The sequence below is a fragment of the Rhodococcus sp. P4_B6 genome, assembly GCF_056402215.1.
Window position 1 is genome coordinate 23,145 of record NZ_JBFUHV010000062.1, and the last position, 23,707, is coordinate 46,851.

General features: G+C 67.6%; 24 protein-coding genes and 3 pseudogenes. 6 read left to right on the forward strand and 21 right to left on the reverse strand.

Going from position 1 to position 23,707, the window contains the following annotated elements:
• Window positions 1-239 precede the first annotated feature (239 nt).
• Entirely contained in the window at window positions 240-554 is a 315-nt protein-coding gene (locus AC1DWT_RS26150; RefSeq protein ID WP_095864908.1) for a hypothetical protein, read from the reverse strand.
• A 403-nt stretch (window positions 555-957) separates the two neighbouring features.
• On the opposite strand from AC1DWT_RS26150, the gene AC1DWT_RS26155 reads away from it, so the two are divergent.
• The 4 genes and pseudogenes from AC1DWT_RS26155 to AC1DWT_RS26170 form a co-directional block, all read left to right on the forward strand.
• Window positions 958-1,320, forward strand: a complete 363-nt coding sequence (locus AC1DWT_RS26155) for a DUF1942 domain-containing protein (RefSeq protein ID WP_477922883.1) — start codon at window positions 958-960, stop codon at window positions 1,318-1,320.
• Window positions 1,257-1,532 carry a hypothetical protein gene (locus AC1DWT_RS26160; protein WP_206017496.1) on the forward strand — a complete coding sequence of 92 codons (276 nt, stop codon included), beginning with the start codon at window positions 1,257-1,259 and terminating at the stop codon, window positions 1,530-1,532. The genes AC1DWT_RS26155 and AC1DWT_RS26160 overlap by 64 nt, the downstream gene beginning before the upstream one ends.
• 734 nt (window positions 1,533-2,266) lie before the next feature.
• Window positions 2,267-3,862, forward strand: coding sequence for an alkaline phosphatase family protein (locus AC1DWT_RS26165; protein ID WP_477922851.1), 1,596 nt, complete (start codon window positions 2,267-2,269; stop codon window positions 3,860-3,862).
• Between the two features lie 257 nt (window positions 3,863-4,119).
• A pseudogene (locus tag AC1DWT_RS26170) lies at window positions 4,120-4,467 on the forward strand (DUF4158 domain-containing protein); the annotation flags it as partial.
• Window positions 4,468-5,085: 618 nt separating this feature from the next.
• Here AC1DWT_RS26170 and AC1DWT_RS26175 read toward each other — a convergent pair.
• The gene (locus tag AC1DWT_RS26175; protein WP_477922853.1) at window positions 5,086-6,486 is read right to left on the reverse strand and encodes a diguanylate cyclase domain-containing protein; all 1,401 of its coding nucleotides are present in this window, start codon (window positions 6,484-6,486) and stop codon (window positions 5,086-5,088) included.
• A gap of 190 nt (window positions 6,487-6,676) precedes the next feature.
• Here AC1DWT_RS26175 and AC1DWT_RS26180 point away from each other — a divergent pair, with 190 nt between their 5' ends.
• The gene (locus AC1DWT_RS26180) at window positions 6,677-7,003 is read left to right on the forward strand and encodes a hypothetical protein (RefSeq protein ID WP_477922854.1); all 327 of its coding nucleotides are present in this window, start codon (window positions 6,677-6,679) and stop codon (window positions 7,001-7,003) included.
• Between the two features lie 79 nt (window positions 7,004-7,082).
• On the opposite strand, the gene AC1DWT_RS26185 is transcribed toward AC1DWT_RS26180, so the two are convergent.
• The 13 genes and pseudogenes from AC1DWT_RS26185 to AC1DWT_RS26245 all read right to left on the reverse strand — a co-directional run bounded on the left by AC1DWT_RS26185 (window position 7,083) and on the right by AC1DWT_RS26245 (window position 17,884).
• On the reverse strand, window positions 7,083-7,868 hold the full coding sequence (locus tag AC1DWT_RS26185; RefSeq protein WP_477922856.1) for an aquaporin: 786 nt from the start codon (window positions 7,866-7,868) through the stop codon (window positions 7,083-7,085).
• Window positions 7,865-8,242, reverse strand: a complete 378-nt coding sequence (locus AC1DWT_RS26190; protein WP_477922858.1) for an ArsR/SmtB family transcription factor — start codon at window positions 8,240-8,242, stop codon at window positions 7,865-7,867. The genes AC1DWT_RS26185 and AC1DWT_RS26190 overlap by 4 nt, the downstream gene beginning before the upstream one ends.
• 85 nt (window positions 8,243-8,327) lie before the next feature.
• Window positions 8,328-10,096, reverse strand: a pseudogene (arsA, locus tag AC1DWT_RS26195) (arsenical pump-driving ATPase).
• A gap of 18 nt (window positions 10,097-10,114) precedes the next feature.
• The gene (gene arsD, locus AC1DWT_RS26200) at window positions 10,115-10,531 is read right to left on the reverse strand and encodes an arsenite efflux transporter metallochaperone ArsD (RefSeq protein WP_477922860.1); all 417 of its coding nucleotides are present in this window, start codon (window positions 10,529-10,531) and stop codon (window positions 10,115-10,117) included.
• A gap of 18 nt (window positions 10,532-10,549) precedes the next feature.
• Window positions 10,550-10,969, reverse strand: coding sequence for an arsenate-mycothiol transferase ArsC (locus AC1DWT_RS26205; protein ID WP_477922862.1), 420 nt, complete (start codon window positions 10,967-10,969; stop codon window positions 10,550-10,552).
• A 10-nt stretch (window positions 10,970-10,979) separates the two neighbouring features.
• Window positions 10,980-11,969 carry a thioredoxin-disulfide reductase gene (gene trxB, locus AC1DWT_RS26210; protein ID WP_477922864.1) on the reverse strand — a complete coding sequence of 330 codons (990 nt, stop codon included), beginning with the start codon at window positions 11,967-11,969 and terminating at the stop codon, window positions 10,980-10,982.
• A 38-nt stretch (window positions 11,970-12,007) separates the two neighbouring features.
• Window positions 12,008-12,424, reverse strand: coding sequence for an arsenate reductase ArsC (locus AC1DWT_RS26215; RefSeq protein ID WP_477922866.1), 417 nt, complete (start codon window positions 12,422-12,424; stop codon window positions 12,008-12,010).
• A 58-nt stretch (window positions 12,425-12,482) separates the two neighbouring features.
• Window positions 12,483-13,589, reverse strand: a complete 1,107-nt coding sequence (gene arsB, locus AC1DWT_RS26220; RefSeq protein WP_477922868.1) for an ACR3 family arsenite efflux transporter — start codon at window positions 13,587-13,589, stop codon at window positions 12,483-12,485.
• Window positions 13,586-13,981, reverse strand: coding sequence for an ArsR/SmtB family transcription factor (locus tag AC1DWT_RS26225; RefSeq protein WP_477922869.1), 396 nt, complete (start codon window positions 13,979-13,981; stop codon window positions 13,586-13,588). The genes arsB and AC1DWT_RS26225 overlap by 4 nt, the downstream gene beginning before the upstream one ends.
• 221 nt (window positions 13,982-14,202) lie before the next feature.
• Window positions 14,203-15,678 (reverse strand): CYTH and CHAD domain-containing protein, encoded by a 1,476-nt coding sequence (locus AC1DWT_RS26230; protein ID WP_477922870.1) that lies wholly within the window; start codon window positions 15,676-15,678, stop codon window positions 14,203-14,205.
• A 37-nt stretch (window positions 15,679-15,715) separates the two neighbouring features.
• Window positions 15,716-15,877, reverse strand: a pseudogene (locus AC1DWT_RS26235) (class II glutamine amidotransferase); the annotation flags it as partial.
• Between the two features lie 311 nt (window positions 15,878-16,188).
• Window positions 16,189-16,797, reverse strand: a complete 609-nt coding sequence (locus AC1DWT_RS26240; RefSeq protein WP_477922872.1) for an Rv1733c family protein — start codon at window positions 16,795-16,797, stop codon at window positions 16,189-16,191.
• Window positions 16,798-17,458: 661 nt separating this feature from the next.
• Window positions 17,459-17,884, reverse strand: a complete 426-nt coding sequence (locus tag AC1DWT_RS26245) for a pyridoxamine 5'-phosphate oxidase family protein (protein ID WP_477922873.1) — start codon at window positions 17,882-17,884, stop codon at window positions 17,459-17,461.
• A 260-nt stretch (window positions 17,885-18,144) separates the two neighbouring features.
• Between AC1DWT_RS26245 and AC1DWT_RS26250 the strand changes: the two genes are divergently transcribed.
• Complete coding sequence (locus AC1DWT_RS26250) at window positions 18,145-19,860, forward strand: GAF domain-containing sensor histidine kinase (protein ID WP_477922884.1); 1,716 nt, start codon at window positions 18,145-18,147, stop codon at window positions 19,858-19,860.
• Window positions 19,861-20,256: 396 nt separating this feature from the next.
• Here AC1DWT_RS26250 and phoU read toward each other — a convergent pair whose 3' ends face one another.
• The 6 genes from phoU to AC1DWT_RS26280 all read right to left on the reverse strand — a co-directional run bounded on the left by phoU (window position 20,257) and on the right by AC1DWT_RS26280 (window position 23,686).
• Window positions 20,257-20,904, reverse strand: coding sequence for a phosphate signaling complex protein PhoU (phoU, locus tag AC1DWT_RS26255; RefSeq protein ID WP_477922874.1), 648 nt, complete (start codon window positions 20,902-20,904; stop codon window positions 20,257-20,259).
• A 207-nt stretch (window positions 20,905-21,111) separates the two neighbouring features.
• On the reverse strand, window positions 21,112-21,543 hold the full coding sequence (locus AC1DWT_RS26260; RefSeq protein ID WP_477922876.1) for a DUF7144 family membrane protein: 432 nt from the start codon (window positions 21,541-21,543) through the stop codon (window positions 21,112-21,114).
• A gap of 347 nt (window positions 21,544-21,890) precedes the next feature.
• Entirely contained in the window at window positions 21,891-22,205 is a 315-nt protein-coding gene (locus AC1DWT_RS26265; protein WP_477922877.1) for a three-helix bundle dimerization domain-containing protein, read from the reverse strand.
• Between the two features lie 220 nt (window positions 22,206-22,425).
• The gene (locus tag AC1DWT_RS26270; RefSeq protein WP_477922878.1) at window positions 22,426-22,914 is read right to left on the reverse strand and encodes a hypothetical protein; all 489 of its coding nucleotides are present in this window, start codon (window positions 22,912-22,914) and stop codon (window positions 22,426-22,428) included.
• Window positions 22,915-23,188: 274 nt separating this feature from the next.
• Entirely contained in the window at window positions 23,189-23,566 is a 378-nt protein-coding gene (locus AC1DWT_RS26275) for an SHOCT domain-containing protein (RefSeq protein ID WP_477922880.1), read from the reverse strand.
• A gap of 33 nt (window positions 23,567-23,599) precedes the next feature.
• Window positions 23,600-23,686, reverse strand: a complete 87-nt coding sequence (locus tag AC1DWT_RS26280; RefSeq protein WP_477922885.1) for an SHOCT domain-containing protein — start codon at window positions 23,684-23,686, stop codon at window positions 23,600-23,602.
• Window positions 23,687-23,707 lie beyond the last annotated feature (21 nt).

The window sequence follows — 23,707 nt, forward strand, 5'->3', positions numbered from 1 at the left end:
CTTCCTCGCATTGTCGCGGGCAGACGAGGGGACACCCCACCAACACGGACGAGGCAATGGCGCGGCTCGACGCCACCACCAGGGTCCGGCACCGCTGGTTCGGCCGCGCGCTTCCCCGACCAGTCGCGCCTCGAACAGGAAATGCGGATAAGCGGAGACGAGACGAGTAGGCGCCTAGCTACCCTCCGCGTACGGACTGATGTCGTGAGGGCTCGAGCACGTGCCCCGGCCCGTCGGGGTCACTCGGCGTTGCCGGTGGGGAAGTAGACCGTTCCGTCGCTGCCTACACATCCTCCCTGGACGGGTCCCGGCCCGAAGGTGCCGTTGACCTGGCCGGTTCCACCGCCGGGGTTCGATCCGACTCCTGCCCCGCCGACTCCGACTGCGCCGCACGTGTAGCTGTTGGAATCGCCCTGGTCGTTGTGGAACTGAACCTGCGTCCCTGGTGTGTTCGGATCGCCGTGCATGTTCGGGGCGGCCGTGGCGACGCCCGGAGCCGTGAACAAGGCGATGGCGGCCGCTGCGATGACCGCACGCCTGGTGATTGTTGTCATGGGTGGTCACTCTCGATTCCATTCCAGCCGACACCCGTGTGGGAGTCGTGACTGTCCTCGCCGAGCGGGCGCCTAGAGCGCCTCATCCGGTGGTGGACCCCATTATCGTCCCGGGGTGGACGGCGAGATACCCCTGATGTCCGGCCTGTCGGAGGCCATGGCCGGCCGATCTCGACTTCGAAGTGCATCGATCCGCGTCGCACGCGTTGCCGCTGCGCTCAGATCGCTCATCCGCCGCCGGTAGGAGCGGGATCGGGCAGGCGGGGTCGGTGCGTTCATCCCTGCTGTCGTTCGCGAGCGGGGCACGCTCTCTTCTGGTCACCTGGCATCGTGGCCCTGAGCACGCGTGAGGAATTCAGGGGCCGCCCGGGCACGGTGGACGGCCGCCGGACTCCGGGTCCCGGTGCTCAGGCGGCCTCGTCGCGCTCGCAGTACGGGATACCCCCTCCCGAGTAAGCTCTACCAGGTGACCGCCACGATGCCTGGCGTCAAGAGCAGCGCAAACGTCAACCCCTTGTGGTTCTCGGCTCGCGCGGGCGACGGCACAACATGCAAGGCTGCACTCGGCGCTGTCGACGGCCAGATCAAGGCGGGCGAGCCGGCGACCGGTGCCATCGTGAACGGCTCGCTCGGATTCGATGTGACGGGCGGCCTTTTCATGTCGATCCGGTACGACAGCCCGCTGGGCGAAAGGCTCGGAACATGGACAATAGATTGCCGACGGGGTACATCGTTCACCTGGAGAATGACGACGGCGTCGACCTGATCCCCGAGGGCAACGACGCCTCGACGGTGGACGGCGTGCTGACAATCTTCAAGAACACCGAGGTCTTGGCGATCTACCGGGCCGGGTCGTGGAAGGCCATCCGTCGAGACAAGAACGTCACGCGCTACGTCGACAAGCAGCTCTCACCGGTCTCGATCGAGACGATCGAAGACTCGGCGACGTCGACCGGGCCGGAAACCGCGGTGGGCTGATCTCCGGCACCGACGGAGTGTCCGATACGGAAAGGGAGTTGAGCGCGAGTGGAGGGCTTTCCCTTGCGAGGAAAGCGGCTCCGGACCGCTCCGAAGCACGATCGTCGGCGTTTCGGACGCCGCACCCGGCAGTCGGGAAGAGTGAGCCCGTTCGAGGCAGGCGCAATGGGCAGTTCGCTCATACTCGCCGCCTTCACACATCCCTAACCCGATCCGATCCACCCACCAGTGTAGTCGAACATACTTTCGAATAAGGTGTAACGTTGCTGATGCCTCGACTCGGAGGGAACCCGCCGAGGTACGCCGATGACCTRCACTTTTCGGCGTCGTAAGCACTGGAGGAATGACCACATACCGGAGTGTGTGCAGGTTCGTTCAGGTTGCTGTGCGAGGTATCTGCCGATTTCAGCTGGTCATGACGTTGGGCTCCGGACATTGGGGCTCGCGCATGATTTCACTCGTAACTGTTGGATTCCATGAGTTACGTGTGCAATCCGCGAGTTGCTAGCGAATTCCGATTCTCGTCGGCCGGGAGGCAACCAACCCACAGCTTTCTGCACCGTTTAACGCGCCCAACCGGTGGTCGTCACGGGCCGATACGTCGACTCCGAGGTTGCGCGCCTCGATCCATTCGTCATGTCTGTTCGGGGCGAACGGTACCGACGGGCCGGATCCTGGCGTACGGTCCGCAAGAGACCGTCTCCAGAATTCTCGACAGACGCAGAGGAATCCTCATGTCTGAGACTCGTGCGAATGCAATGGATCACATGATCGTGGTCTTGTTCGAGAACCGATCGTTGGACAACGTGCTCGGCCACCTTTATAGCCCCGAGGACGGCAAGATCTTCGACGGTGTGATCGGCAAGGACCTGTCCAACCCGATCCCCGACTGGGCCGAGCACGGCGCCGAGCGCAAGGTCGTGCCGTACACCGTCGCCACGGACATGGACCTGCCCAACCCCGACTCCGGGGAGGAATACCCGCACACCAACACCCAGCTGTTCAACATCCAGAACGAGCACAACCGCTTCAAGCTCGGCGACGACATCACCGCGCCGTTCAACGCACCCGAGCCCGGGCAGACCCCGACGATGGACGGCTACGTCACGTCCTACATCAGCTGCTTCACCGCCGAGGAGGGCCGGCAGCCGACGTACGAGGAGTACGCGCAGATCATGACGGGCTACACGCCTGAGCAGATCCCCGTGTTGAACGGACTGGCACGGGCCTTCGGTGTGTTCGATCACTGGTTCTGCGAGGTGCCGTCCCAGACGCTGCCGAACCGTTCGTTCTGGACGGCGGCGACCTCGTCGGGGTTCAGTGTGAACGCGCCGGTGAAGAACTTCGCCCTCGACAACACCGCCGAGACGATCTTCAACCGGCTCGACGATCACCGCAAGACCTGGAAGATCTACGTCGCCGAACCACAACGGCTCTCGGGGACCGCCTTGGCCCATTTCCAACGCCTGAAGGACCGCGCCGCCACGAACATCGTGCCGTTCAGCGAATTCGAGAGCGACGCCGCCAACGGGACCCTGCCGGACTTCGCCTTCATCGAGCCCTGCCTCACCCTGGGCCACGCCGACTACCACCCGGCCTGCGGGCGAGCCATGGGACACGGCATCGCGATCCCCAGCTTCGATCCGCCATCGTCGATCCTGGGCGGCGAAGCGTTCCTGTCGCGGATCTACGACGTCTACAAGAACATGCAGTCCCCGACGGGCGCGAACGTCTGGAACACGACCTTGCTCATCGGCTGGGACGAACCAGGTGGTACCTACGACCACGTCCCGCCCCCCGCCGTACCGCCGCCCGATCCCTCGGCGCCGGCCGGCCAGCACGGATTCACGTTCGACCGTTCCGGCTATCGGGTCCCCGCCATCATCGTGTCGCCGTGGGTGGCGGAAGGCGAGGTGTTCAACGAGGAGCACCGCCACACCTCACTCATCGCCACGCTGCGCGAGCAATGGAAACTCGGTRACCCATTCACGCAACGAGATGCGGCGGCCCGCACCTTCTCCCATGCGTTCACCCTCGACACGCCGCGCGACCCGAACACGTGGCCGGATCCCACACCGCGCCCGGTCCCCAAGTTCACGATGGATGCCCTCGCCCTCGGAACGGTCGTCTCGGTGCTCGGCAAGAACTTCCTCGACGGGTTGCGCGGTTACGCACACGAGCACGGGCTCACGATCGAAGGCGTCCCCGACGATCCGGACGCCGAGATCCCAGCGGAACATGTCATCGAGGTTCTGCAGAACTCCATGGCAATGTTCTTCCCCAAGCTCGCCCCGAACGCTTCCAGCCCGAGCACCCCGGTCACCAGCTGAACCTACCCGGGACGGCGCTCGTTGACCGGCGCCGTCCCGACTGGAAGCGGTCGAGGCTGCGGCCGTTCCCGAAAGCCTGCCGAGCGCCCCCTACACCCGGCCAAATCCGGGTCCCGGTAGCAATCGCCGAAAAAGCAACGGATATGGACCACACCCTGTCGGGGATGATTCGGGTTCGGGGTGCGGGGCGGGGTGGGGTGGTTGGTGCTTGGCTTGGCTGCCGATGATGTTGGTCGACATGGCGGAGGTTGGGGTTCGTGGCGACGCGGGTGTTCGCGGACGGGGAGTTGGCGCGTCTGCGGGAGTTCCCGGAGATCAGTCGCGAGGAGTTGTTCCGGTACTTCACCCTGACCCCGGCTGATGTCGCGTTCGTCGATCCTGGCCGGGGCCGCGGTCCTGCGGACCGGCTGGGAGTGGCGGTGACGTTGTGCACGTTGCCGTGGCTGGGGTTCGTGCCAGACAGGGTGGCCTCCGCGCCGCCGGTGGCGGTGGCGCGGCTGGCTGAGCAATTGAAAGTTGATGCGGACCAGATCCGTTCGTACGGCAGGCGGGCGCAGACACGTACCGAGCATCTGCGGCTGGTGGCGCAGTACCTCAGCTGGCGTATCCGAACCAAGCCATGCCCGAACTGTCCCACAAAGGGCTGACACGTCCTGTTCTGTCCCGTAGATAACACACACGGGTTCTGTCCCAAACCATCTCCCGACCGAACCTAGGGATTCACGGAGGACGCCCGGGTGCCCGGAATTGGGTCATAGACGATCGTTTCCGACCCAACCGGGACCGATCGATAACCAGCGACTACGCCATATCCGTTGGTTTCTCGGCGATTACTACCGGAACCCCGACCTGCGGCAACGAACCCGCCGATGCCAGCAGCCTGTGGTCACAACGCCAGGACCTAACCATCAGTTGGCTCGAAGCGGACCCGACCCGGCCCGGCGAGATCATTGACGTCCGCCACTGCACGAAATGTCAACCAAACCAGAATATTTCACCTGCCGACTGTGCACTGTGCAACAACGGGCCGATCCTCGTCGGAGACCTCGCCGACGAACGATTCTCGACAAGTCGGAGGAGTGGTGGGTGTCCCGTCGCCGCTCGGCTCTCGCCCTCACGGAGCCCGCTTGTCTGTGTCGCTGAGCTCGTCCCAGGACGGTTTCCGGTCTGACCGGGTTTGTCACCGGATGTCGGTGGTGATCTGTTCGGGTGGTGCGCGGGGTTCACGTCAGGGGGGCGAGGGCGTATCCGCTTCCGGTGGCCTTGGCGTGGTACATGGCAGCGTCGGCGCGTCGGATGAGTGTGTCGCGGGTTTCCTCCGGTCCGGCGAGTGCGATGCCGACGCTGGAGGTGTAGCGAAGTTCGTGTGAGTCGGGCCCGATGTGCAGTTCGGTGATCGCGATGGCGAGGGTGATGGCCTCCTCGACCGAGATGACGTCGGGGCACACGATGAGGAATTCGTCGCCACCGATCCGGGCCACGGTGTCGGTGGGGTGCACGACCGACTGCAGTTGTTCGGCCAACCGGATGAGGGCGTCATCTCCCACGGCGTGGCCGAGCCGGTCGTTGAGGGTCTTGAACTCGTCGAGATCGATCAGCAACACCGCAACCGTGCGCCCGCTTTCGCGAGCCCCGTCCAGGGCGGCGTCGATCTCCTGATGCGCCACAGCACGGTTCGGTAGCCCGGTCAGCGGGTCGTGCAGGCTCAGATGCCGCAGCGCCTCCTCTGCCTCGATGCGCCGGATCGCCGCCGTCAGCACCGCGGTCACCGACCGCAGGAACAGCACCTCCCGGTCGGAGTAGTCGCGGGGGCGGGCACTGTGCGCGGTCAACACACCCCACACCGATGTGGCGCCGATGGGAACGCAGACCCCGCTCCGTAGCCCCCGGGCGTTCATGGCTTCGGTGGCGAACCGGTGCTCGCCGTACCGGTCGGGGCAGATGATGATCTCGTCGGTGGCTGCCGCGTAGCCGGGTTGGGAATCGGCGCCGGGGGCGAAGGTGTCCGGGATGGGTGGTTGACCACGGTAGGCGAGCACCCGCAACGTGCCGCCCGGTTCCTCGGCCCGGGCCACCGAGGTGCAGTTGACGCCCATCAATGCGGCAGCGGCGTCCGCCGCGGCCGCGAGAAGGTGGTCGAGGTCGCCGTCGACGGCGAGTTGGCTCAAGTCGGCGAGGGCGTGTTGTTCGCGGGCCCGGTACGCGGCCGCCTCCAACGCGGTGTGCAGGCGTTGTTCGTGCTCCTGCGCCGTGCGCAGGTCCTGGGCGATGCAGGCGATCACCGTAGGGCGGTCCTCCGGACTGCGTTCGACCACGAAGGCGGACAAGGTCACCGGGATCGGTTCACCGGTCAGGAAATGCCGAAACTCCGACCGCCCCTCCCACCGGCCCTGATCGAGCAGGGCCGATTCCATGTCGGGGGCCTGCACAAACCCGACATCGGTGAAGAACTCCGGCGCCCAGCGGGCCGCGACGGCGGCCTCGTCGGTCAATCCCATCAGCTGCATCCCGGCGGGGTTGAGATAGCGCAGGCGTCCGGTGTCGTAGTCCGCGATTGCGACCAGGTTCTGGGCATGCTCGATCACCGACAGCAACATCCGAGCTTCCGCTGTTTCCGGTTTCATTCGGGCCGTCCTCCCCAACCTCGATGACATGCGCCGCGATGGGTGTCCACCGCTCGGGCCCCGCCTTCGCGTGCCGTCGATGATTCGAGTGAACACCGAACGGTTGGATTAGTCGATGGGCTATGCGTCTCAATCCTGGGTCGTTCGTCTGGGGAGTCGATGTCAGAGGAGGCACCCGAAGGAACCTCCGATGATGACCAGTCTTTGCCGGCATGCCCCGCAGTGTCGGCAGCGCACCGTACCCGGACAGGCGGTCGCGATCGACAGCGGCAACGGGTGCGTGGCGCCGTCGGCCGAAAGTGCCCGGGACGGACGTTATACGCCGCTCACGCGTGAGCTGTTCATCTACGTCTCGGACGCCGCTCTCGCGAAACCACAGGTCGTTTCCTTCGCGGACTTCTACCTCCGGTCCAACGCGAAGATCGTGGACGCGGCGGGCTTCATTCCGCTCACCGACGACCAGCTGAAAGCGGCGCTGACCGGACTCGACGAGCTGAACAAGAAGGTCAACAACTGACACCCGATGGGTGTCGGTGGGCAGCCCGATGCACCTGCACCACCTGAAGCGGACGAGCGACGGCGGCGATCGCGCAGAGTCAGGGTGGGCCGGCGGGCCCGTCAGTGGGGCGGCGGATCTCATCGGCGGGGGCACCGCCATGGGGGACGACGGCGTTGTCGGCGGTGGCCGTGGCATCGGGATACAGCACCACCACCAGGGCGAGCCCGACCAGGCCGCCGACCAGTTGCGCGGCCACGAACGGCGGCATCGAGGCGGGGGCGATGCCGGCGAAGGTATCGGAGAAGACCCGGCCGATGGTCACCGCCGGGTTGGCGAACGAGGTGGAGCTGGTGAACCAGTACGCCGCCCCGATGTAGGCGCCGACCGCGGCGGCCGACAGCGCCGCCCGGCCGGTGCGCGCGAGGGCGAAGATCAGCAGTACCAGCCCGCCGGTGGCGACGACCTCACCGAGCACGTGCCCGGAGGTGATCCGCTCCTTGGTGGAGACCTGGAAGGCGGCAAGGTCGAACATCACGTTCGCCAGCACCGCACCGGCGATCCCGCCGGCGATCTGGGCGAACGCATACAGCCCCACCGTCGATCCGGCCATGCCGGTGCCGGCGCGGCGACCGAGCAGCCAGTCGGCGGCGGAGACCACCGGGTTGAAGTGGGCGCCGGAGACCGGGCCGAGCATCAGGATCAGCACCCCGAGACCGAACACGGTCGCGGTCGAGTTCTCCAGCAACTGCAGCCCGATATCGTCCGGGGACAGCTGCTGTGCGGCGATCCCGGACCCGACCACCACCATCACCAGCAGCGCGGTGCCCAAGAATTCGGCGAGCAGCCGCCGCACCAGCGGCGGTGTTCGCGGCCTGCCGGTCACCCGGACCCCGCCATCACCCCGACCTCGGCGCCGGCGCCGAGTACGGCCGAGAGTTGGTGCAGCGCCGCCGGGACCACCCAGTAGTACACCCAGGTGCCGCGGCGCTGGCAGTCCAGCAGTCCGGCCTCGCGCAGCACCTTGAGGTGGTGGGAGATGGTGGGTTGGGTCAGGTCGAAAGATCCGGCGATGTCACAGACGCAGGCCTGTCCGCCCTCGTGGCCGGCCACCAGGCTCAGCATCCGCAGCCGCACCGGATCGCCGAGGGCCTTGAATTTGCGGGCCAGATCCAGCGCCGAGTCCACGTCGAGGGGTTCGCGGACCAGGGGCGAAGAGCATGCGTCGGCCCCCGCCGCGGGGCGTAACCGGTGTGCCACCTCTCTACATTGGCGGGCGTCTATTCACCCTGGCAAGTGAAGAGTTGATGAACCACCCCGGCCCATGCGGCGGGTACGCGGGTGCTCAGTTCACCGGCATCGTCTCCGCCGCCCCGACCATCGCCGTGAGCGCCTCGACCCCGACCGGGTCGGTGGCCAGTTTCGGCACCACCGCGAACCGGTGATGCGCGGCGGTGACGGCACCGATCTCCGGAAGTTCGGTCGCGGCCCGCTGCCGCAGCAACGGCGACGTCGGTGCCGCCGCGGCGAGGGAATTGTTCACCAGCCACGCCCACGGCTCGATTCCGGCGCGCTGCAGGTCCGCTTGCAGGCCTTCGGCCTCGAGGCGGGGGGTGGTTTCGGCGAGGGTGACCAGCAGAACCTTCGTCTCCTCCGGATTCTGCAACCGCATCAACGGGGTGGTGAAATTGCTGTTGTCACCCATCTGGCGGGCGATCTCCCGGTGATACGACCCGGTGGCATCGAGGAGGAGCAGGGTGTGCCCGGTGGGGGCGGTGTCGACGACGACGAACCGGCGCCGCGATTCGTGGATGATCCGGGAGAACGCCTGGAAGACGGCGACCTCCTCGGTGCACGGGGAAGCCAGGTCCTCGGCCAGGGTGGCGCGGCCCTGCTCGTCGAGGGCGGCGCCCTTGGTCGTGAGGACCCGCTGCCGGTACGCATCGGTGGCCTCGGCGGGGTCGATGCGCGAGACCTGCAGGCCCGCGAGGTTTCCGTCGAGGGTGTCGGTCAGGTGGGCGGAGCCGGGTCGGTGGTGGTCAGGTGCACCTGGTGCCCGCGCTGGGCGAGGGCGACGGCGATCGCGGCGGCGAGGGTGGTCTTGCCGACCCCACCTTTGCCCATGCACATGATCAACCCGTGCCCGCTCTCGGCGAGTTCGTCGACCAGCGCGGACAGCGGCGCCGCCGGTACGGTCACCTCGGGAGCCGGAACCGTCGGTGCGGCTGCGGTGTTCGGGGTGAGCAGGGTGTCGAGTGCGGCGATGCCGACCATGTTGGTGGCCTTGAGCTCGACCAGGTCGAGCGGCAGCCCGGCGAGCTGCGTGGGCAGGTCGGCGAGCGCGGCCTGCTCCCGCTGGTAGATGGCGCCGGCCAGCTCGTCCCCGCCGGTGGGGGTGGGCAGGACACCGTTGATCACCACGTGTTGGCGGGTGAGCCCGATGTCGACGAGTTCGGTGTGGGTGCGGGCGATCTCGGCGAGCGGGGACCGCTGCGCGCGGGCGACCAGCACCAGCCGGGTGCGCTGGGGGTCGGCGAGGGCGGTGACCGCGTCGGCGTAGATGCTGCGCTGCTTCTCGAGCCCGGACAGCGGGCCCAGGCAGGAGGCGTCGCCCTTGCCGTCATTGAGGAAGTCGGTCCACGACCCTGGCAACTGCAGCAGCCGGATGGTGTGCCCGGTGGGGGCGGTGTCGAAGAGCACGTGATCGAACCCGGCCACCGAATCGTGGTCGGTGAGCAGGGCGGTGAACTCGTTGAACGAGGCGATCTCGGTCGTGCACGACCCGGACAGCTGCTCGGTGATCGACGCCAGTTCCTTCTCCGGCAACAGCCCCCGCACCGGTCCGATGATCCGTTCCCGGTAGGCGTCGGCGGCCTGCTCGGGGTCGATCTCCAAGGCCGACAGGCCCGGGACGGCCGCGACCGGGGTGACGGTGTTGCCGATGGTCAGCCCGAACACCTGCCCGACGTTGGAGGCGGGGTCGGTGCTCACCAGCAGCACCCGCTTACCCGCGCGCGCCAGGGAGATGGCGGTGGCGCAGGCGATGGAGGTCTTCCCGACCCCGCCCTTACCGGTGAAGAACAGGAAGCGGGGCGGAGTGTCGAGGAACTTCATGAGCGGTTCAGAGCCTTTTCAGCAGCAGCTGGTGCCGCTGGTGTCGGTGGGGGCGCAGCAGGACCCGGCGTCGGTGGTGTCGGTGAGCCCGAGCATCTGGATCCCGGCCGGTGCGACTGTGGCCGGGGCCTCGGTAAGTCCGGCCCACTTGGCGAGCTGGGTGCGGTCCGGGTAGCGGCCGGTCTGCACGGTCACCCCATCCACCAACACCAGCGGGAGGCCTTCGGAGCCGGCGACCTGCAGGAACGCCGTGACCGGTTCGCGCTCGGCGAACGCGAGCGGTTCGCTGGCCAGGTTGAATCGGGCGATGTCTCCGCCCTGGGAGCGGACCCAGTCCAGGTCGGCGGAGAAGGTGACCAACGCCTGGTCGACGTCGTCACCGCAGACGCCGGTGTTGCAGCACAGGGCGGGTTCGAAAACTTCAATGGTGGACACGGTTGCTCCTCGGGCGGTTCAGGATTCGGTTGTGGTCAGCTGATCGGCGAGCTGGGTGACGCGGGCGGCGATGTCGTCGCGGACCAGGCGCATCCGCTCGATGCCCTCGATGCCGCGCTCGGACGGCTCATCGGTGTCCCAGTTCTCGAACCGGGTCCCGTCCACCGGGTCGACGCGGGCCTCCCGGCCCAGGGTGACCACCAGGTCGACGTCCCGGACCAGCTGCGGGTCGATCAGCGTCGGGGTCTGCCCGGTGATGTCCACCCCCACCTCCAGCAGGGATTCGGCGGAGAGGGCGTTGACGGCGGAACCGGGTTTCGTTCCCGCCGAAAACACCTCGACCGCATCCCCGGCGGCGCGGCGCATCAACCCCGCAGCCATCTGGGACTTGCCGCCGTTCTTCACACACACGAACAACACGGAGGGTTTACTCGTCATGCGATCCTCCTCAGTTCCCGGCCGCAGCGGTGGCTGTGGCGGCATCGACGGTGTTGGCGGTGATGTCGCCGCGCTCGGCCAGCCAGCGCTCGGCATCCATCGCGGCGGAACATCCGGTGCCGGCGGCGGTGATCGCCTGCTGGTAGATGTGATCCACCAGGTCGCCGGCGGCGAAGACACCGTCCAGCGAGGTGGCCGTCGAGGGCGAGGCCACCCGCACGTAGCCGGCCTCGTCGAGGTCGACCTGACCCTTGACCAGTTCGCTGCGCGGATCGTGACCGATGGCGACGAACATGCCGGTGACGTCCAGCGTGGACGTCTCACCGGTGACGGTGTCGCGGATCACGAGGCCGGTGACGCTGCTCTCGCCCAGAACCTCGACGGGTTCGGCGTTGGTGACGAACCGGATCTTCGCGTTCGCCTTGGCGCGCTCGAGCATGATGCGGGATGCGCGGAACTCCTCGCGGCGGTGCACGAGGGTGACGCTGTTAGCGAAGCGGGTGAGGAAGGTGGCCTCCTCCATCGCGGAGTCGCCGCCGCCGACCACGACGATGTCCTGGTCCTTGAAGAAGAAGCCGTCACAGGTGGCGCAGGCGCTGACACCGCGGCCGAGGAGGCGCTCCTCGCCCGGGATGCCGAGGTAGCGGGCGGCCGCGCCCATCGCCAGGATCACGGCGTGCGCCTGGTAGGTCTCGCCGTTCACGACGACCTTCTTGATCGGGCCGGTGAGGTCGATCGCCTCGACGTCCTCGGTGCGGATGTCGGCACCGAACCGCTTGGCCTGCTCGCGCATCTCGTCCATGAGCTCGGGGCCCATGATGCCGTCGCGGAATCCGGGGAAGTTCTCGACCTCGGTGGTGGTCATGAGAGCGCCACCGAACTGGGTTCCCTCGAACAGCAGGGGCTCGAGTTCGGCGCGGGCGGCGTAGACGGCGGCGGTGTATCCGGCGGGTCCGGAGCCGACGATGATCAGGTCACGCGCCGTGGTCGGGGAAGTCACGAGGATCAGATCCTTTCTGCCAGTGGCAGACGTTGCGGTCAGCTGGTGGCGGGCTGGGCGGTGAGCTCGGCGATGAGGGCCTCGACCTTGGCCTTGATCTCGTCGCGGATCGGGCGCACCGACTCGATGCCCTGGCCCGCCGGGTCCTCGAGGACCCAGTCCCGGTAGCTCTTGCCGGGGAAGACCGGGCAGGTGTCGCCGCAGCCCATGGTGATCACCACGTCGGAGGCCTGCACCGCGTCGACGGTGAGGATCTTCGGGGACTCGGCGCTGATGTCGATGCCCAGTTCGGCCATCGCTTCGACGGCGGCCGGGTTCACCTGATCGGCCGGGGCGGATCCGGCGGAGCGAACCTCGATCCGATCGCCGGCGAGGTGGGCGAGGAATCCGGCGGCCATCTGGGAGCGGCCGGCGTTGTGGACACAGACGAACAGCACGCTGGGGCGAGAAGCCATGAGAGTCAACCTTTCACAAGTTTTGGCAGAGAAAGCAGAGAAAGAGTGGGGGTCAGGATCAGACGCGGTCCGGCTCCGCGGCGGGCGCGGCGTGCGGTGCCTGGTCGGCGAACCGTTTACGCAGCGCAAGCGAGACATAGACCAGGCCGACGAGGACGGGGACCTCGATCAGCGGACCGACGACACCGGCCAACGCCTGCCCGGAGGTGGCGCCGTAGGTGGCGATGGCCACGGCGATGGCGAGTTCGAAGTTGTTGCCCGCGGCGGTGAACGCCAACGTGGTGGTCCGCTCGTAACCCAGTCCCATCGCCGCGCCGAGAGCGTAGCCACCGCCCCACATGACCGCGAAGTACGCCAGCAACGGGATCGCGATGCGGACGACGTCCCACGGCTGGGAGGTGATCTGCTCACCCTGCAGGGCGAAGAGGATCACGATCGTGAACAGCAACCCGTACAGCGCCCACGGCCCGATCCGGGGGATGAACTTCGTCTCGTACCAGGTGCGGCCCCTGGCCTTTTCGCCGAAGCGGCGGGTCAGGTAGCCGGCGAGCAGCGGGATGCCCAGGAAGATCAGCACCGACTTCGCGATCTGCCACGGCGAGGTGTCGATGGTGGTCTGCTCCAGGCCCAACCAGCCGGGCAGAACCGAGAGGTAGAACCAGCCGAGCACGGCGAACATGATCACCTGGAACACCGAGTTGATCGCGACCAGCACGGCCGCGGCCTCGCGATCACCGCAGGCGAGGTCGTTCCAGATGATCACCATGGCGATGCAGCGGGCCAGGCCGACGATGATCAGGCCGGTGCGGTACTCGGGCAGATCCGGCAGCAGCAGCCAGGCCAGGGCGAACATCAGCGCCGGACCGAGGACCCAGTTCAGCATCAGTGAGCCGATGAGCAGTGTGCGGTCCCCGGTGACGGTGTCGAGCCGGTCGTAGCGGACCTTCGCCAGCACCGGGTACATCATGATCAGCAGGCCGAGGGCGATCGGCAGCGAGATGCCGTCGATCTCGACGGCGGACAGCGCGTCGCCGAGCCCGGGGATCATCCGGCCGAGGAGCAGACCGGCGACCATGGCGACGCCGATCCACACCGGCAGGAACCGGTCGAGGGTCGAGAGTTTCCCGACAACGGCGGGGTGATCGGTCGTGGTGGCCTCGCTCATGCCGGAACCTCCGTGGAGGTGCAGGCCGCGCCCGCGGTCAGCGGCGGGGTGCCTTCGACGAGGAGGACAGCGGACAGCTGCTGCAGCGCGGAGGGGATCACCCAGTAGTAGACCCAGGTGCCGCGGCGCTCGCAGTCCAGCAGCCCGGCCTGACGCAGCACCTTCAGGTGATGGGAGATCGTCGGCTGGGACAGGTCGATCGTGGCGGAGATGTCGCACACGCAGGCCTCGCCACCGGCGTGGGAGGCGATCAGCGACAGCAGGCGCAGGCGGACCGGGTCACCGAGTGCCTTGAACATCCGGGCCAGATCCCCGGCCCAGTCCTCGGTCAGGGGTTCGCGTGCCAGGGGTGAGCAGCAGGCACCGCTCTCCGACACCTCTTGTTTCGACATACGTCGATATTGACAGAGGTCGAATCAGGGTGCAAACGAACAGGGGGTGAACAGGCGCGGTGGACGGTCGTCAGGTGGGTCGGAGGGCGGCCCCGTAGCGGGTGACGATCGCGCGGGCCGCATGGTTGTCGGGCTGGCGGGTGTCGAAGCCGGTAGTTCCACTCGTTGTCCGTCCGCTCGCCACTGTTGTCCGACATGCCCAACCCGCTGTCCTCGAAGGGTCAGGTGGCGAGCCGGGCAGCATCGTCGCGGGCACGTTGGGCGGCCTGCAGCTCAAGCCCGTAGAGCAGCCCGAAGGTGAACCCGTTCTCGCCGTCGGTGGACCCGGCGCGGGCCCCGAGGGTGCGGAGGGTGCCCAGGGCCACCACGCTGTCCTGGTGGTCCCCGAGAACCTTCTGGATCTTCTTGTATGCGGCGACCCGCTTCTTGCCTTTCTTCTTCCCGACCAGCCCGCGGGTGAGCTCGGCGGCGTAGCGGGCCCGCTTCGCGGCCTTCCGGGCGCGGTGCAGGGCCTCGTCGTCGCCGTCGTCGAGGGCGGCCGCCAACCTCTTGTCGGCCTTGCGGCGGGCCTTGCGGGCGGCCTTCTTCAGCACCCGGGCCCCGGCGGTGGCGTCCTCGGTCAGCGGCGGTGCGGTGCGCCACCGCGCCAGCGCGGCGAGCAGGTTCCGGTACCGGTCGCCGTCGACGGTTTCCATGACCTCGGCCCGGTACCGGAGTTGTTCGGCGAGCAGATCGTTCTCGATCCGGGCGGCGATCGGACCGAGCACCAGCTCGTCGGGTAGGTCGGTGACCGCGGCGGCGAACCGGGCGCGTTGGACCTGCCGGTCCCGCACCTCACCCAGCATCCCGGCGTACCAGGACAGTTCCTCGTCGAGCCGCGCCTGGGCGGCGGGGTCCAGCATTTTCTTGAACACCCGCAGGGTGCTGCGGAACCGTCGGATGCCGACCCGGGTGGCATGGACCGGGTCCAACCCGCGGCGCAGCCACACGTCCCCGGCGACGATCGCCTGGACCTGGGTGTCGAGGTAGCCGGTCAACAGCTCCCGGACCACCTCCGCGCCGGAGTCGTCGTCGGCGGGGCCCGGACCGTTCGGGTGCAGTGCCCGGGACAGTTTCGACGGATACCGGGACGGGCGGGCGTCGTCCCGGGTCAGCCGTTTGCCGATCTTCCGGAGTAGTTTCCCGTCGCCGCTCTCGCCCAGTTCGACCTCCACCTCGCGCCAGTCGCTGGCGACCGCACCGTCCCCGGCCGCGGCGGCGGCCGCGGTGGCCCGGACCGTGTCGTCGGCGACCTCGGTGAGCAGGTTCCCGTCCGGGTCGAGCATCCGGCGGCGGCGGCGGACGGTCGAGATCGTCGCCACCGGGTGCACCGGTTTGCCCAGGGCCACGCCCGAGATCAGGGTGGCCAGCTCGCCCGGCACCGTGTCGTCCGCGGTGAGCGGCACCCGGATTTCGGTGCGCGCCTTGCGGTCGGGCACCTTCAGCTGCCAGCCTCCGTCGGTGTCGCCGGATCGGCGCCGCAACGTGACGTGCTGGCCGAGCAGGTCCCGGTCCGTGGTGTCGAAGTAGTCGCTGTCGAGGGTGACGGTGTCTTCGTCGAGCCGACCGCCCGGCGGGACCAGGTCGTCCAGGTCCGGTACCGCGAAGTCGGCGCCGACGTCGTACTTGTCTTCCCGCTCCTGCTGCACCGTGCTCATGGATCCAGACTGCCCGTCCCGCCGGGCGGTTAACCGTGAGCTCGTGAAACCCGCGCAGTGCGCCGTTGTGCACCCACAACCACTGCCCATGCCGGAAGGGGTGACAGTTGCTGCGCTGCCCCGGTGTCCCGGTCGAAGCCCGCACGTGCGCGAGCAACATCCGCGGCCGCACCTGACCGGCGATCTCCCGCATCCTCGCCGCCGGGCCACACGAATCCCGGCCGCCAGCTGAAACCGACAACACGCGCCCGCACTCGTGAGCCGCTCCGGTCAAATCTGGCGAGGACGCTGCTGATGGGCCGATGAAAGCCGCCGAACATACCGCGCGCCGCGTGCCTGGTTCTGATGTCCCGTGATGCGTCCGCGAGGCCACGGGGATCCTTCATCTTTCCCGCATCGGAATCGGAGGAAGTCGGGAAGGGCTGCTGGGGCTGGCTGACGCACGGCATCGCGGGCACGACGACCCTGCTGCGGTGGGCGTGCCCGGTGGTCCCTCGACGGCGGAGATCGTCAGCTGACCGGCCATCCCGGTGTGCGGCCGACATCGTTCCATTCTCGATCCCACTGGCGCATCCGGCTTCGCGTATTCACCCACCGGACCCCGCAGAGCAACAGGAAGGAGCCAACCGCGGCGGTGGCCCACACCGACAGAGCGGCGCCGACGGCGATCGCCGCGTTCTCCGGGCCCGATCGGGGCTCGTCGACCACGTGGCCGTCAGGATCGATCCACACCGAGACGGTGTCGCCGCGGTGGGCGCCGGGTCGGGTTTCCACGTCGGTGGACTCGAGGTTGCCATCGGGTGCAGTCCACTGAGCCGTCGCATGGTCTTCGGTGTCCGGGGCGTCACTGGGCGCACCCCCCACGAGGACTTGATGCGGATCGTCGATGAGAACCGCAGATTGTGCATGTCCGCTCTGCAGGTCGGCGCGAGACTGATCGTTCAGGCGGGTGTTGGTCACCGTTCCGAACGCCGCCGCGAACGGGACCATGATCAGGACGAAGGTGATCACAACGGCCGCGACGACGGCATCGAGACGGTCCCTGGCCCGCATGAGGGGATTTCGGCTCCACGGAGTCAGTCTCCACCAGCGTGATGCGGATGACTGATGGACATTCATCCCGTGCCTCCTCGGCCATCCTTGCGCAATCCGAGTCTTCCGCACCCAGGGCGCGCGGCGTAGAGCACAAGGTCATCGCGCGGTGTAGAGCACAAGGTCATCGGCAGAAGCGACAGAGAGAGCACCTTCCCAGCGGCGTTTCACGGGGCGTGCGTGGACGGCGGCCCGGCACGCGGCACCGGCCGCCAAGGACCCCGGACGAGTGCCCTTCGGCCCTGGAACTGCGCTCGCTGTGACCGCGCCGAGCGGAAGCATCGTCACCCACACGACGACGGTGGCACCTGCCGGCCCGTCCGCCCCGTCCGATGCGATGAGCCGAGCGTGCCCCGAGTTTCCGGGCTGGCCCGGTGTGCCCGACACGAAGGTCGAACCGATCTGACGGTTGGCGGCACTCGCCGGCGCAGCCGAAGAGTCGAGTGTCTGAACGGTGACGGCGACAGATTCTCGCCGCGAACGGATTCGGGTGTGCGGGGCGTCGATTACTCCGTCAGGCTGCACGCCGCGAAGGTGTGCCGGTGTGAGTGGCATCCGGTGCACCGAGACGGGATCTGGTCATGCGCTTGCTCGTCGCGCGCCGTCTCCGGCCAGTGCCGGAGAAGTCGGTGGTGATCACGCCGCTACCGAGGCCATGTCCGACCACGGTCATCAAGCAGTGGGAGCCCTATCGCTGGTCGCCTGCCAGCCGGGGCAGGGTCAGCCGGTGTCCGGTGACGTACTCGATGTCGAGGACGAGGTAACCGTCGGAGGGGCGGATCGTCCACGGCGAGGGGCCGGTGTGGTCGAACCCGGACAGATACTCGGTGCCGGTGGCGGTGCGGGCGTGACCGAGCACGACCACACTCCATCCGTCCCGGGTTCCCGCCTCGACGTGGCCGGCCTCGAACGCCACGAACGTCCGATCGAAGCGGGCGAACCAGGACTCGTTGTCGGTCGCGATGACGATCTCGGCGCGGGGGGCGGCGAAGGTCACCAGCCGGACCGCGGGCAGGGCGTCCTCGGTGTAGAGCAGGCGACCCGTGGGCACCGACCGCAACGCGTGGACGCATTCGGTCGGGGTCAGGGTGCCGTCACGGTCGGAGGTGCGCATCACGCTGCGGTCTTCTTTCCAGACGCGGCGGTCGGGTGCGTGCGCCTACCTCCTTCAGCATGAGCCTGTCGTCCCAGCAGGGTTAGAGTCCTAAGTCGTTGCCCCGGTCGCTCGGCGTCACCAGTGCCGCAGCGGCCACCCGTGACCGGGTTTGACCTCGACGACAAGGGGATATTCTCGGGGTGCACGCGCCACCGCCCGGCAGCGTCCGCGTTCTCAACGGTGGGCCCATGAGGAAGCGGCGCAGAAAGCTGGTGACGATGCCAGGAGACGACGAATCACTCCTGCTCGACACGCTCTCGCAGCTGCGGCTGCGGCAGATGCTGACCGAGATGCAGGACCGCATCGAGCAGATGACCGCCTCCCGGGAACACTTCGACGGACTGCTCGAGGCGATGCTCACCGTCTCCTCCGGCCTCGACCTGGCAGCGACACTGCGGCGGATCGTGGACGCGGCCATCAGGCTGGTCGACTGCCACTATGGGGCCCTCGGGGTGCTCAACGACAGCGGAGACGGGTTGCAGGATTTCGTCTACTCGGGCATCGACGAACACACCCGGCTCCTGATCGGAGAGTTGCCCACCGGGCACGGGCTGCTCGGTGAGCTCATCGACCACCCCGCATCGATCCGCCTAGGCAACATCGCCGGGCACGCCGCTTCGGTGGGGTTCCCCGCACATCACCCGCCGATGCGCACCTTCCTCGGCGTGCCGATCCGCATCCGCGGGCAGGTCTACGGCAACCTCTACCTCACCGACAAAGCCGCAGGCCAGTCCTTCACCGAGGACGACGAAATCCTCATCCAGGCCCTCGCCGCCGCCGCCGGGATTGCCATCGACAACGCCCACCTCTTCGAACAAGCACGACAACGCCAGCAGTGGCAGCAAGCGGCCAGCGACATCCGCGGTGAACTGCTCGCCGCCATCGACCCCAGCGAGGTGCTCGACCTGATCGCCCGCCGGGCCCGCCACCTGGCCGGCGCCGACCACGTCCTGATCGCCCGACCCGACGACCTCGACCAAGCCTCCGCCGACGTCACCACCCTCATCATCACCGCGTACGCCGGAACCGACCCGAGCATGCCCGGTATGCGGATCGGCGTCGACGACACCGCCATCGGCCGGGTCTACCGCACCGGGACACTGATCCGGGTCCCGGAGATACGCGACGCCGGCCCACCCGGCGGTTCGGCGGTGCTGCTGCCGCTGCGGGTGTCCGCGGACTCGGTGACCGGGGTCCTCGCCGTGATCCGCATCCGCGGGCGGGCACCGTTCGACGACCACCAACTGCCCCTGGCCGCCGCCTTCGCCGACCAGGCCGCCCTCGCGTTGAAGCTGGCCGACGATCAACGCCAACTGACGGCGTTGTCGCTGATCGCCGAGCGGGACCGGATCGCCCGGGATCTGCACGACCACGTCATCCAACGACTGTTCGCACACGGCCTGCACCTGCAAAGCGCCCACGGCCGCAGCCGCGTCCCCGAGGCCCAGCGCCGTTTGTCGGAGATGATCGACGACGTCCAGGACATCATCACCGATGTTCGCACCGCGATCTTCGACCTGCACGGCGGAGAGGACGACGGGTTCGCGCTGCGCCCGGCGCTGACCGCGATCATCACCGAACAAACCGGCGAGAGCGGACTGCGCACCACCGTGCGCATGACCGGCCCGCTGAACGTGGTCACCGGCCCCCTCGCCGACCACGCCGAAGCGGTGCTACGGGAAGCGCTCAGCAACGTCGTACACCACGCCCACGCCCACCACGTGGATGTCACCGTCTCCGTCGACGACGACCTCACCATCTGCGTCACCGACGACGGCATCGGCATGCCCCCGGTCGTGACGCGCAGCGGCCTGCACAACCTCACCACCCGCGCCCAACAGGCCGGCGGCACCTGCACCCTCACCACCCACGACACCGGCGGGACCCGACTGACCTGGAACGCACCCCTCCCCGAAGTGCCAGGGGAAGAATAGGTTTCGGCCTTGACGAGCAGTGCCGGACCCGAATGCGTCCATTCTCATTACCTTGACAAGGAGACGCGCCAACCGAAGTTGCATGTGCGGCGGGTCATTGTGCGGAAGGGTGGCGCAAATCCGCGGGCACTGACCGGAAACTGAGGGGAGACCCCAGACCGGGGTTCGGCCGGGAACGCTTTCACATTCTCGGCCGGATCTCTGCTTCTCGAGTTTCACCGTTACCGATTACTCTCTCGATCCGCGAATCTTGATCTACGCGCGCCCGCGGCGCACCGCAATACCGCGTATCGGCTGGTCACAAGTGCTGTCGACGAGGGTGTGGCGAAAGCGCGGGTCGGACATCTCGGGTGTCCCTCGAGGCCGAGTCTCCCGAGTGTGCCCGCCTACTGGTTCCTACTGGTTCAGCTGTTCGCCGGTGACGAGGAAGATCACCCGGCGCCCGACCACGACGGTGTGGTCGCCGAAGCGTTCGTAGAAACGGCCCAACAAGGTGACATCGACCGCGGCCGGGATGGTGCCGGGCCAGGCCGGGTCCTCGATCAGGGTGAGCAGTTGCCGGTGCAGGTCGTCGAGTTCGTCGTCGTGTCTGCCGAGTTCGGCGGCCAGCTCGGGATCATGGGTGCGCAGGACTTGTTCGGCGAGGCCGGCCAACGCGGTCGCCGCTCGCCCCATCCGGTTCAGGATTTCTTCCGTCTCCCCGGAGGTGACGTGGTTCGGGTGCCGGCGGCGCACACTCTCGGCCACATGCTGCGCCAGCCCGCCCATCCGGCTCAGATCCGACACCAGATGCACCCCGGTGACGACCTGGCGCAGGTCCCGGGCGACCGGGGCCTGCAACGCCAGCAACGCCATCGCCTGCTCCTCGCACGGAGCGTGTAACCGCTCGATCTGCTCGGTGAGGTCGAAGACCCACTCGGCCCGCGGAAGATCGGCCCGGACGAGGGCGTCGGTGGCCGACTCGATGGCTTCACCAGCCAGGTGGCACATCAGCGCCAGTTGATTGGTCAGGTTGTCGAGCTGTTCGTGAAACTTGATCCGCATAGACGTCATCCTGGTGTCTCGACAACTGACTTCCGAACCGCTGGGCGATCCGCCCGGAAGTCGCTCTTCGTGACGGTCCGGTCCGACCGTTATGCCGATCATGCGAGAGATCGCCGACCGCCGTGCCGTCCCGGGCGCGGGACCCTGCAGGTGATCCAGGCCGGGGTTACCGTGTGGGAGTGCCGGTGCTGCGGAAGTTCCCGTCTCTCAGATCCTTTCCGGATTCCATGTCGAGACAGCCCAGATGACGACGACGTCGAGGGCGATGATCAGCAGTGACCACGCCGGGTAGTAGGGCAGCCACAGGAAGTTCGCCAGGATCGAGATCGCAGCGACAATGATCGCCGAGACCCGGGCCCATCCGGCGCCGGTGAACAGGGCGAGGCCGACGATCGCGACGAGGGCACCGAGGACGAGGTGGATCCAGCCCCAGGTGGTGAGGTCGAACTTGTAGACGTATTCGATGCCGAGCACGAACACTTCGTCTTTGGCGACCGCGGCGATGCCCTGGCAGAACTGGATGATGCCGACGGTGACCATGATGATGGCCGCGAACATGGACGTGCCGGCCGCAAACCTCTGTTTGCCCGATGGATACTCGGACCTCACGGGGCCCTCCCCAACGCTGCGATCGGACATGGCCGGTCCTCCCCGAAGCTTCGATGTATCGGTACGACGATTGTCCGCCGCAGCGTGCTGTATTCGCGGGAGAACCCGGATTCCCGCACCGTGGCCCTGAGCAAGCACCAGGAATCAGCGGACAGAATCATCGCCGCTGCAGAACGAATGGTGGTCCGGCGTGCCGGCTCGGACACGAACTCCTCGACGCCGACCGCGGACAACCGGTCCGGGCGACGACATGTCCCCCACCGCCGTAGTCAGGCCCTCCGGTCTTCTCCCACGATGAGAAACACCGTCATTCGGGCGTGGTGGACGGGCCGCCGTCCCCGGGCTTCCTCCCGGGCCTCGCCATCTCGTGTCACCGGTTACGACAGGCGTGGTGAGCGACGGGCGAAAATCCGCCGCCGCGCTCCCCGGATGCTGATCGTGACCTGAGGGGCGGGAACTTCGGGGGTGAGCACCGGTGCCGCAGGCGTTAGTGGACGGCTGGGCGTGGCATCGAGTGTGCGCGTGGCCGCCCGTTCGACCAGAAGCGGGACGAAGTCCCGGACGCGGCATCCGTCGAGCCGTCCGAGCGCGGCCTCGATCAGGTCCTCGACCACCACCGGGTCGAGGTCGGGATAGCGCTCGATCAGTCGAGTTCGGACGCCATCTATCTCATGTTCTTCGCGGTCGTCCATGCCATCTATTGTCCGCCCGGCCGGGCTGGTAGGAACACGTTTCGGGTCCCATTACCTGGGGTTCCACGGCGGGGACCGCACTCTCGGTACATGGCCGGGTGATAGGGATCGACTATGGATGCTCGGACCGAGGCATTCAATGCACTTGCGCCGCTGAACGAGTTGGTGGTTCCCGGTGGCGGCTCGGTGATGCGGCCGGGTCTGAGGCAGTGGCGGACCGCTACCTTCCTGCACCGGATTCGGAGGCGGTGGGGAACGGGCTGGGGCCGAGAGCGACGATGATCGAGGTGGGATGGAGTCCGATCTGGCTCCAGCTGGTGGTGACTGTCAGCGACCCGGTCCGCGGGTAGGCGCCGATCCAGTACAGCGGCGTCGTCCGATACGGACCGGATTCCCTGGTGGGGGGTTCGCTCCGGAAGAGCGGGTCGGCGGGGCCGTCGAGGTCGTCGACGCGGACCAGCACCGTCAGATAGGACCACCGCGCCGACCAGTCGTGCGGGTCGGTCAGGGTGCGGGTTTCGTAGCGGGCGAAGTCGCCGCGGATCCCGGTGACCTTCATTGCCAGTTGCAGCAGCAGCCCGGACGCGAACGCGGTGACCGTGGACAGTTCCAGGGTGAGGTCTTTCTCGGCCGCGATCGGCATCGGTGCGTGCACGCGAAGGCCCCGGTCTGCAGGCGGCGCGATGGCCGGCCAACGATGGCGGCGCATATCTCATCATCGCACCCCTCATCACCCACCGGGGTGCGATCGGCCCAGCGAGGATCACCGTTGTCGGTTCCGGAAGTCTCTGTCCCGCAGACGGTCCGGAGTGCCGTTCCGGGAGGGTGTGTGCCGCATCGTGATCAGAGGACCCGATCGGTGCAGGCCGGAGAGGGCCCTGCTTCGTCCGCTTTCCGTGGCGTTGCGGCGGGCGTCTGACCCGGCCGCCACGAGGCGGCGGACGCCAGGCACTGGGGTACGCCCGCGCCCCGCGTCGCGGCGGCTAGGTCAGTGCTGTGCTCTTGAGCGTCTCGAACTCCTGCGGTGTGATCGCTCCCGAATCGAGCAGCGCCTTGGCGTCGGCGATCTGCTGGGCCGGGGACTTGCCCGCGACCTCCCGGATGTGGGTGTCCTGGGCCTGTTTGACCTGCCCGAAGGCCGCCGCGGACCGTTCGGTCATGCCCTGGTTGCGCACGATCAGGTAGATCAGCGCCGACAGGAAGGGGATCAGGAACAAGAACAGCAGCCACAGCGCCTTGAGCCACCCGGACATCTGGTGGTCCCGGAACAGGTCGGTGATGATCGCGAGCAACACTCTCAGGTAGGCCACGAACAAGTAGAAGACGAAGATGAACCAGAAGAACTCCAAGAAACTGTCCATGGTGGGTGTTCCGTCCACTCGGTGATTCTCCGGTCAGGAGGCCAGGATCTTGGCCTTCTCGGTGTTGAACTCGTCGTCGGTGAGAACCCCCTGCTCGTGCAGCTCACCGAGCTGCTTCAAGGCGGTCAGACGGTCGACACC

Excerpts from the sequence above, each read along its gene's own strand:
- AC1DWT_RS26150 (WP_095864908.1), bottom strand. The coding sequence starts at position 554 with ATGACAACAATCACCAGGCGTGCGGTCATCGCAGCGGCCGCCATCGCC.
- AC1DWT_RS26160 (WP_206017496.1), top strand. The coding sequence starts at position 1,257 with ATGGACAATAGATTGCCGACGGGGTACATCGTTCACCTGGAGAATGAC.
- AC1DWT_RS26175 (WP_477922853.1), bottom strand. The coding sequence starts at position 6,486 with ATGAAACCGGAAACAGCGGAAGCTCGGATGTTGCTGTCGGTGATCGAG.
- AC1DWT_RS26180 (WP_477922854.1), top strand. The coding sequence starts at position 6,677 with ATGATGACCAGTCTTTGCCGGCATGCCCCGCAGTGTCGGCAGCGCACC.
- AC1DWT_RS26205 (WP_477922862.1), bottom strand. The coding sequence starts at position 10,969 with ATGACGAGTAAACCCTCCGTGTTGTTCGTGTGTGTGAAGAACGGCGGC.
- AC1DWT_RS26215 (WP_477922866.1), bottom strand. The coding sequence starts at position 12,424 with ATGGCTTCTCGCCCCAGCGTGCTGTTCGTCTGTGTCCACAACGCCGGC.
- arsB (WP_477922868.1), bottom strand. The coding sequence starts at position 13,589 with ATGAGCGAGGCCACCACGACCGATCACCCCGCCGTTGTCGGGAAACTC.
- AC1DWT_RS26225 (WP_477922869.1), bottom strand. The coding sequence starts at position 13,981 with ATGTCGAAACAAGAGGTGTCGGAGAGCGGTGCCTGCTGCTCACCCCTG.
- AC1DWT_RS26230 (WP_477922870.1), bottom strand. The coding sequence starts at position 15,678 with ATGAGCACGGTGCAGCAGGAGCGGGAAGACAAGTACGACGTCGGCGCC.
- AC1DWT_RS26240 (WP_477922872.1), bottom strand. The coding sequence starts at position 16,797 with ATGAATGTCCATCAGTCATCCGCATCACGCTGGTGGAGACTGACTCCG.
- AC1DWT_RS26245 (WP_477922873.1), bottom strand. The coding sequence starts at position 17,884 with ATGCGCACCTCCGACCGTGACGGCACCCTGACCCCGACCGAATGCGTC.
- AC1DWT_RS26250 (WP_477922884.1), top strand. The coding sequence starts at position 18,145 with ATGCCAGGAGACGACGAATCACTCCTGCTCGACACGCTCTCGCAGCTG.
- phoU (WP_477922874.1), bottom strand. The coding sequence starts at position 20,904 with ATGCGGATCAAGTTTCACGAACAGCTCGACAACCTGACCAATCAACTG.
- AC1DWT_RS26260 (WP_477922876.1), bottom strand. The coding sequence starts at position 21,543 with ATGTCCGATCGCAGCGTTGGGGAGGGCCCCGTGAGGTCCGAGTATCCA.
- AC1DWT_RS26265 (WP_477922877.1), bottom strand. The coding sequence starts at position 22,205 with ATGGACGACCGCGAAGAACATGAGATAGATGGCGTCCGAACTCGACTG.
- AC1DWT_RS26270 (WP_477922878.1), bottom strand. The coding sequence starts at position 22,914 with ATGCGCCGCCATCGTTGGCCGGCCATCGCGCCGCCTGCAGACCGGGGC.
- AC1DWT_RS26275 (WP_477922880.1), bottom strand. The coding sequence starts at position 23,566 with ATGGACAGTTTCTTGGAGTTCTTCTGGTTCATCTTCGTCTTCTACTTG.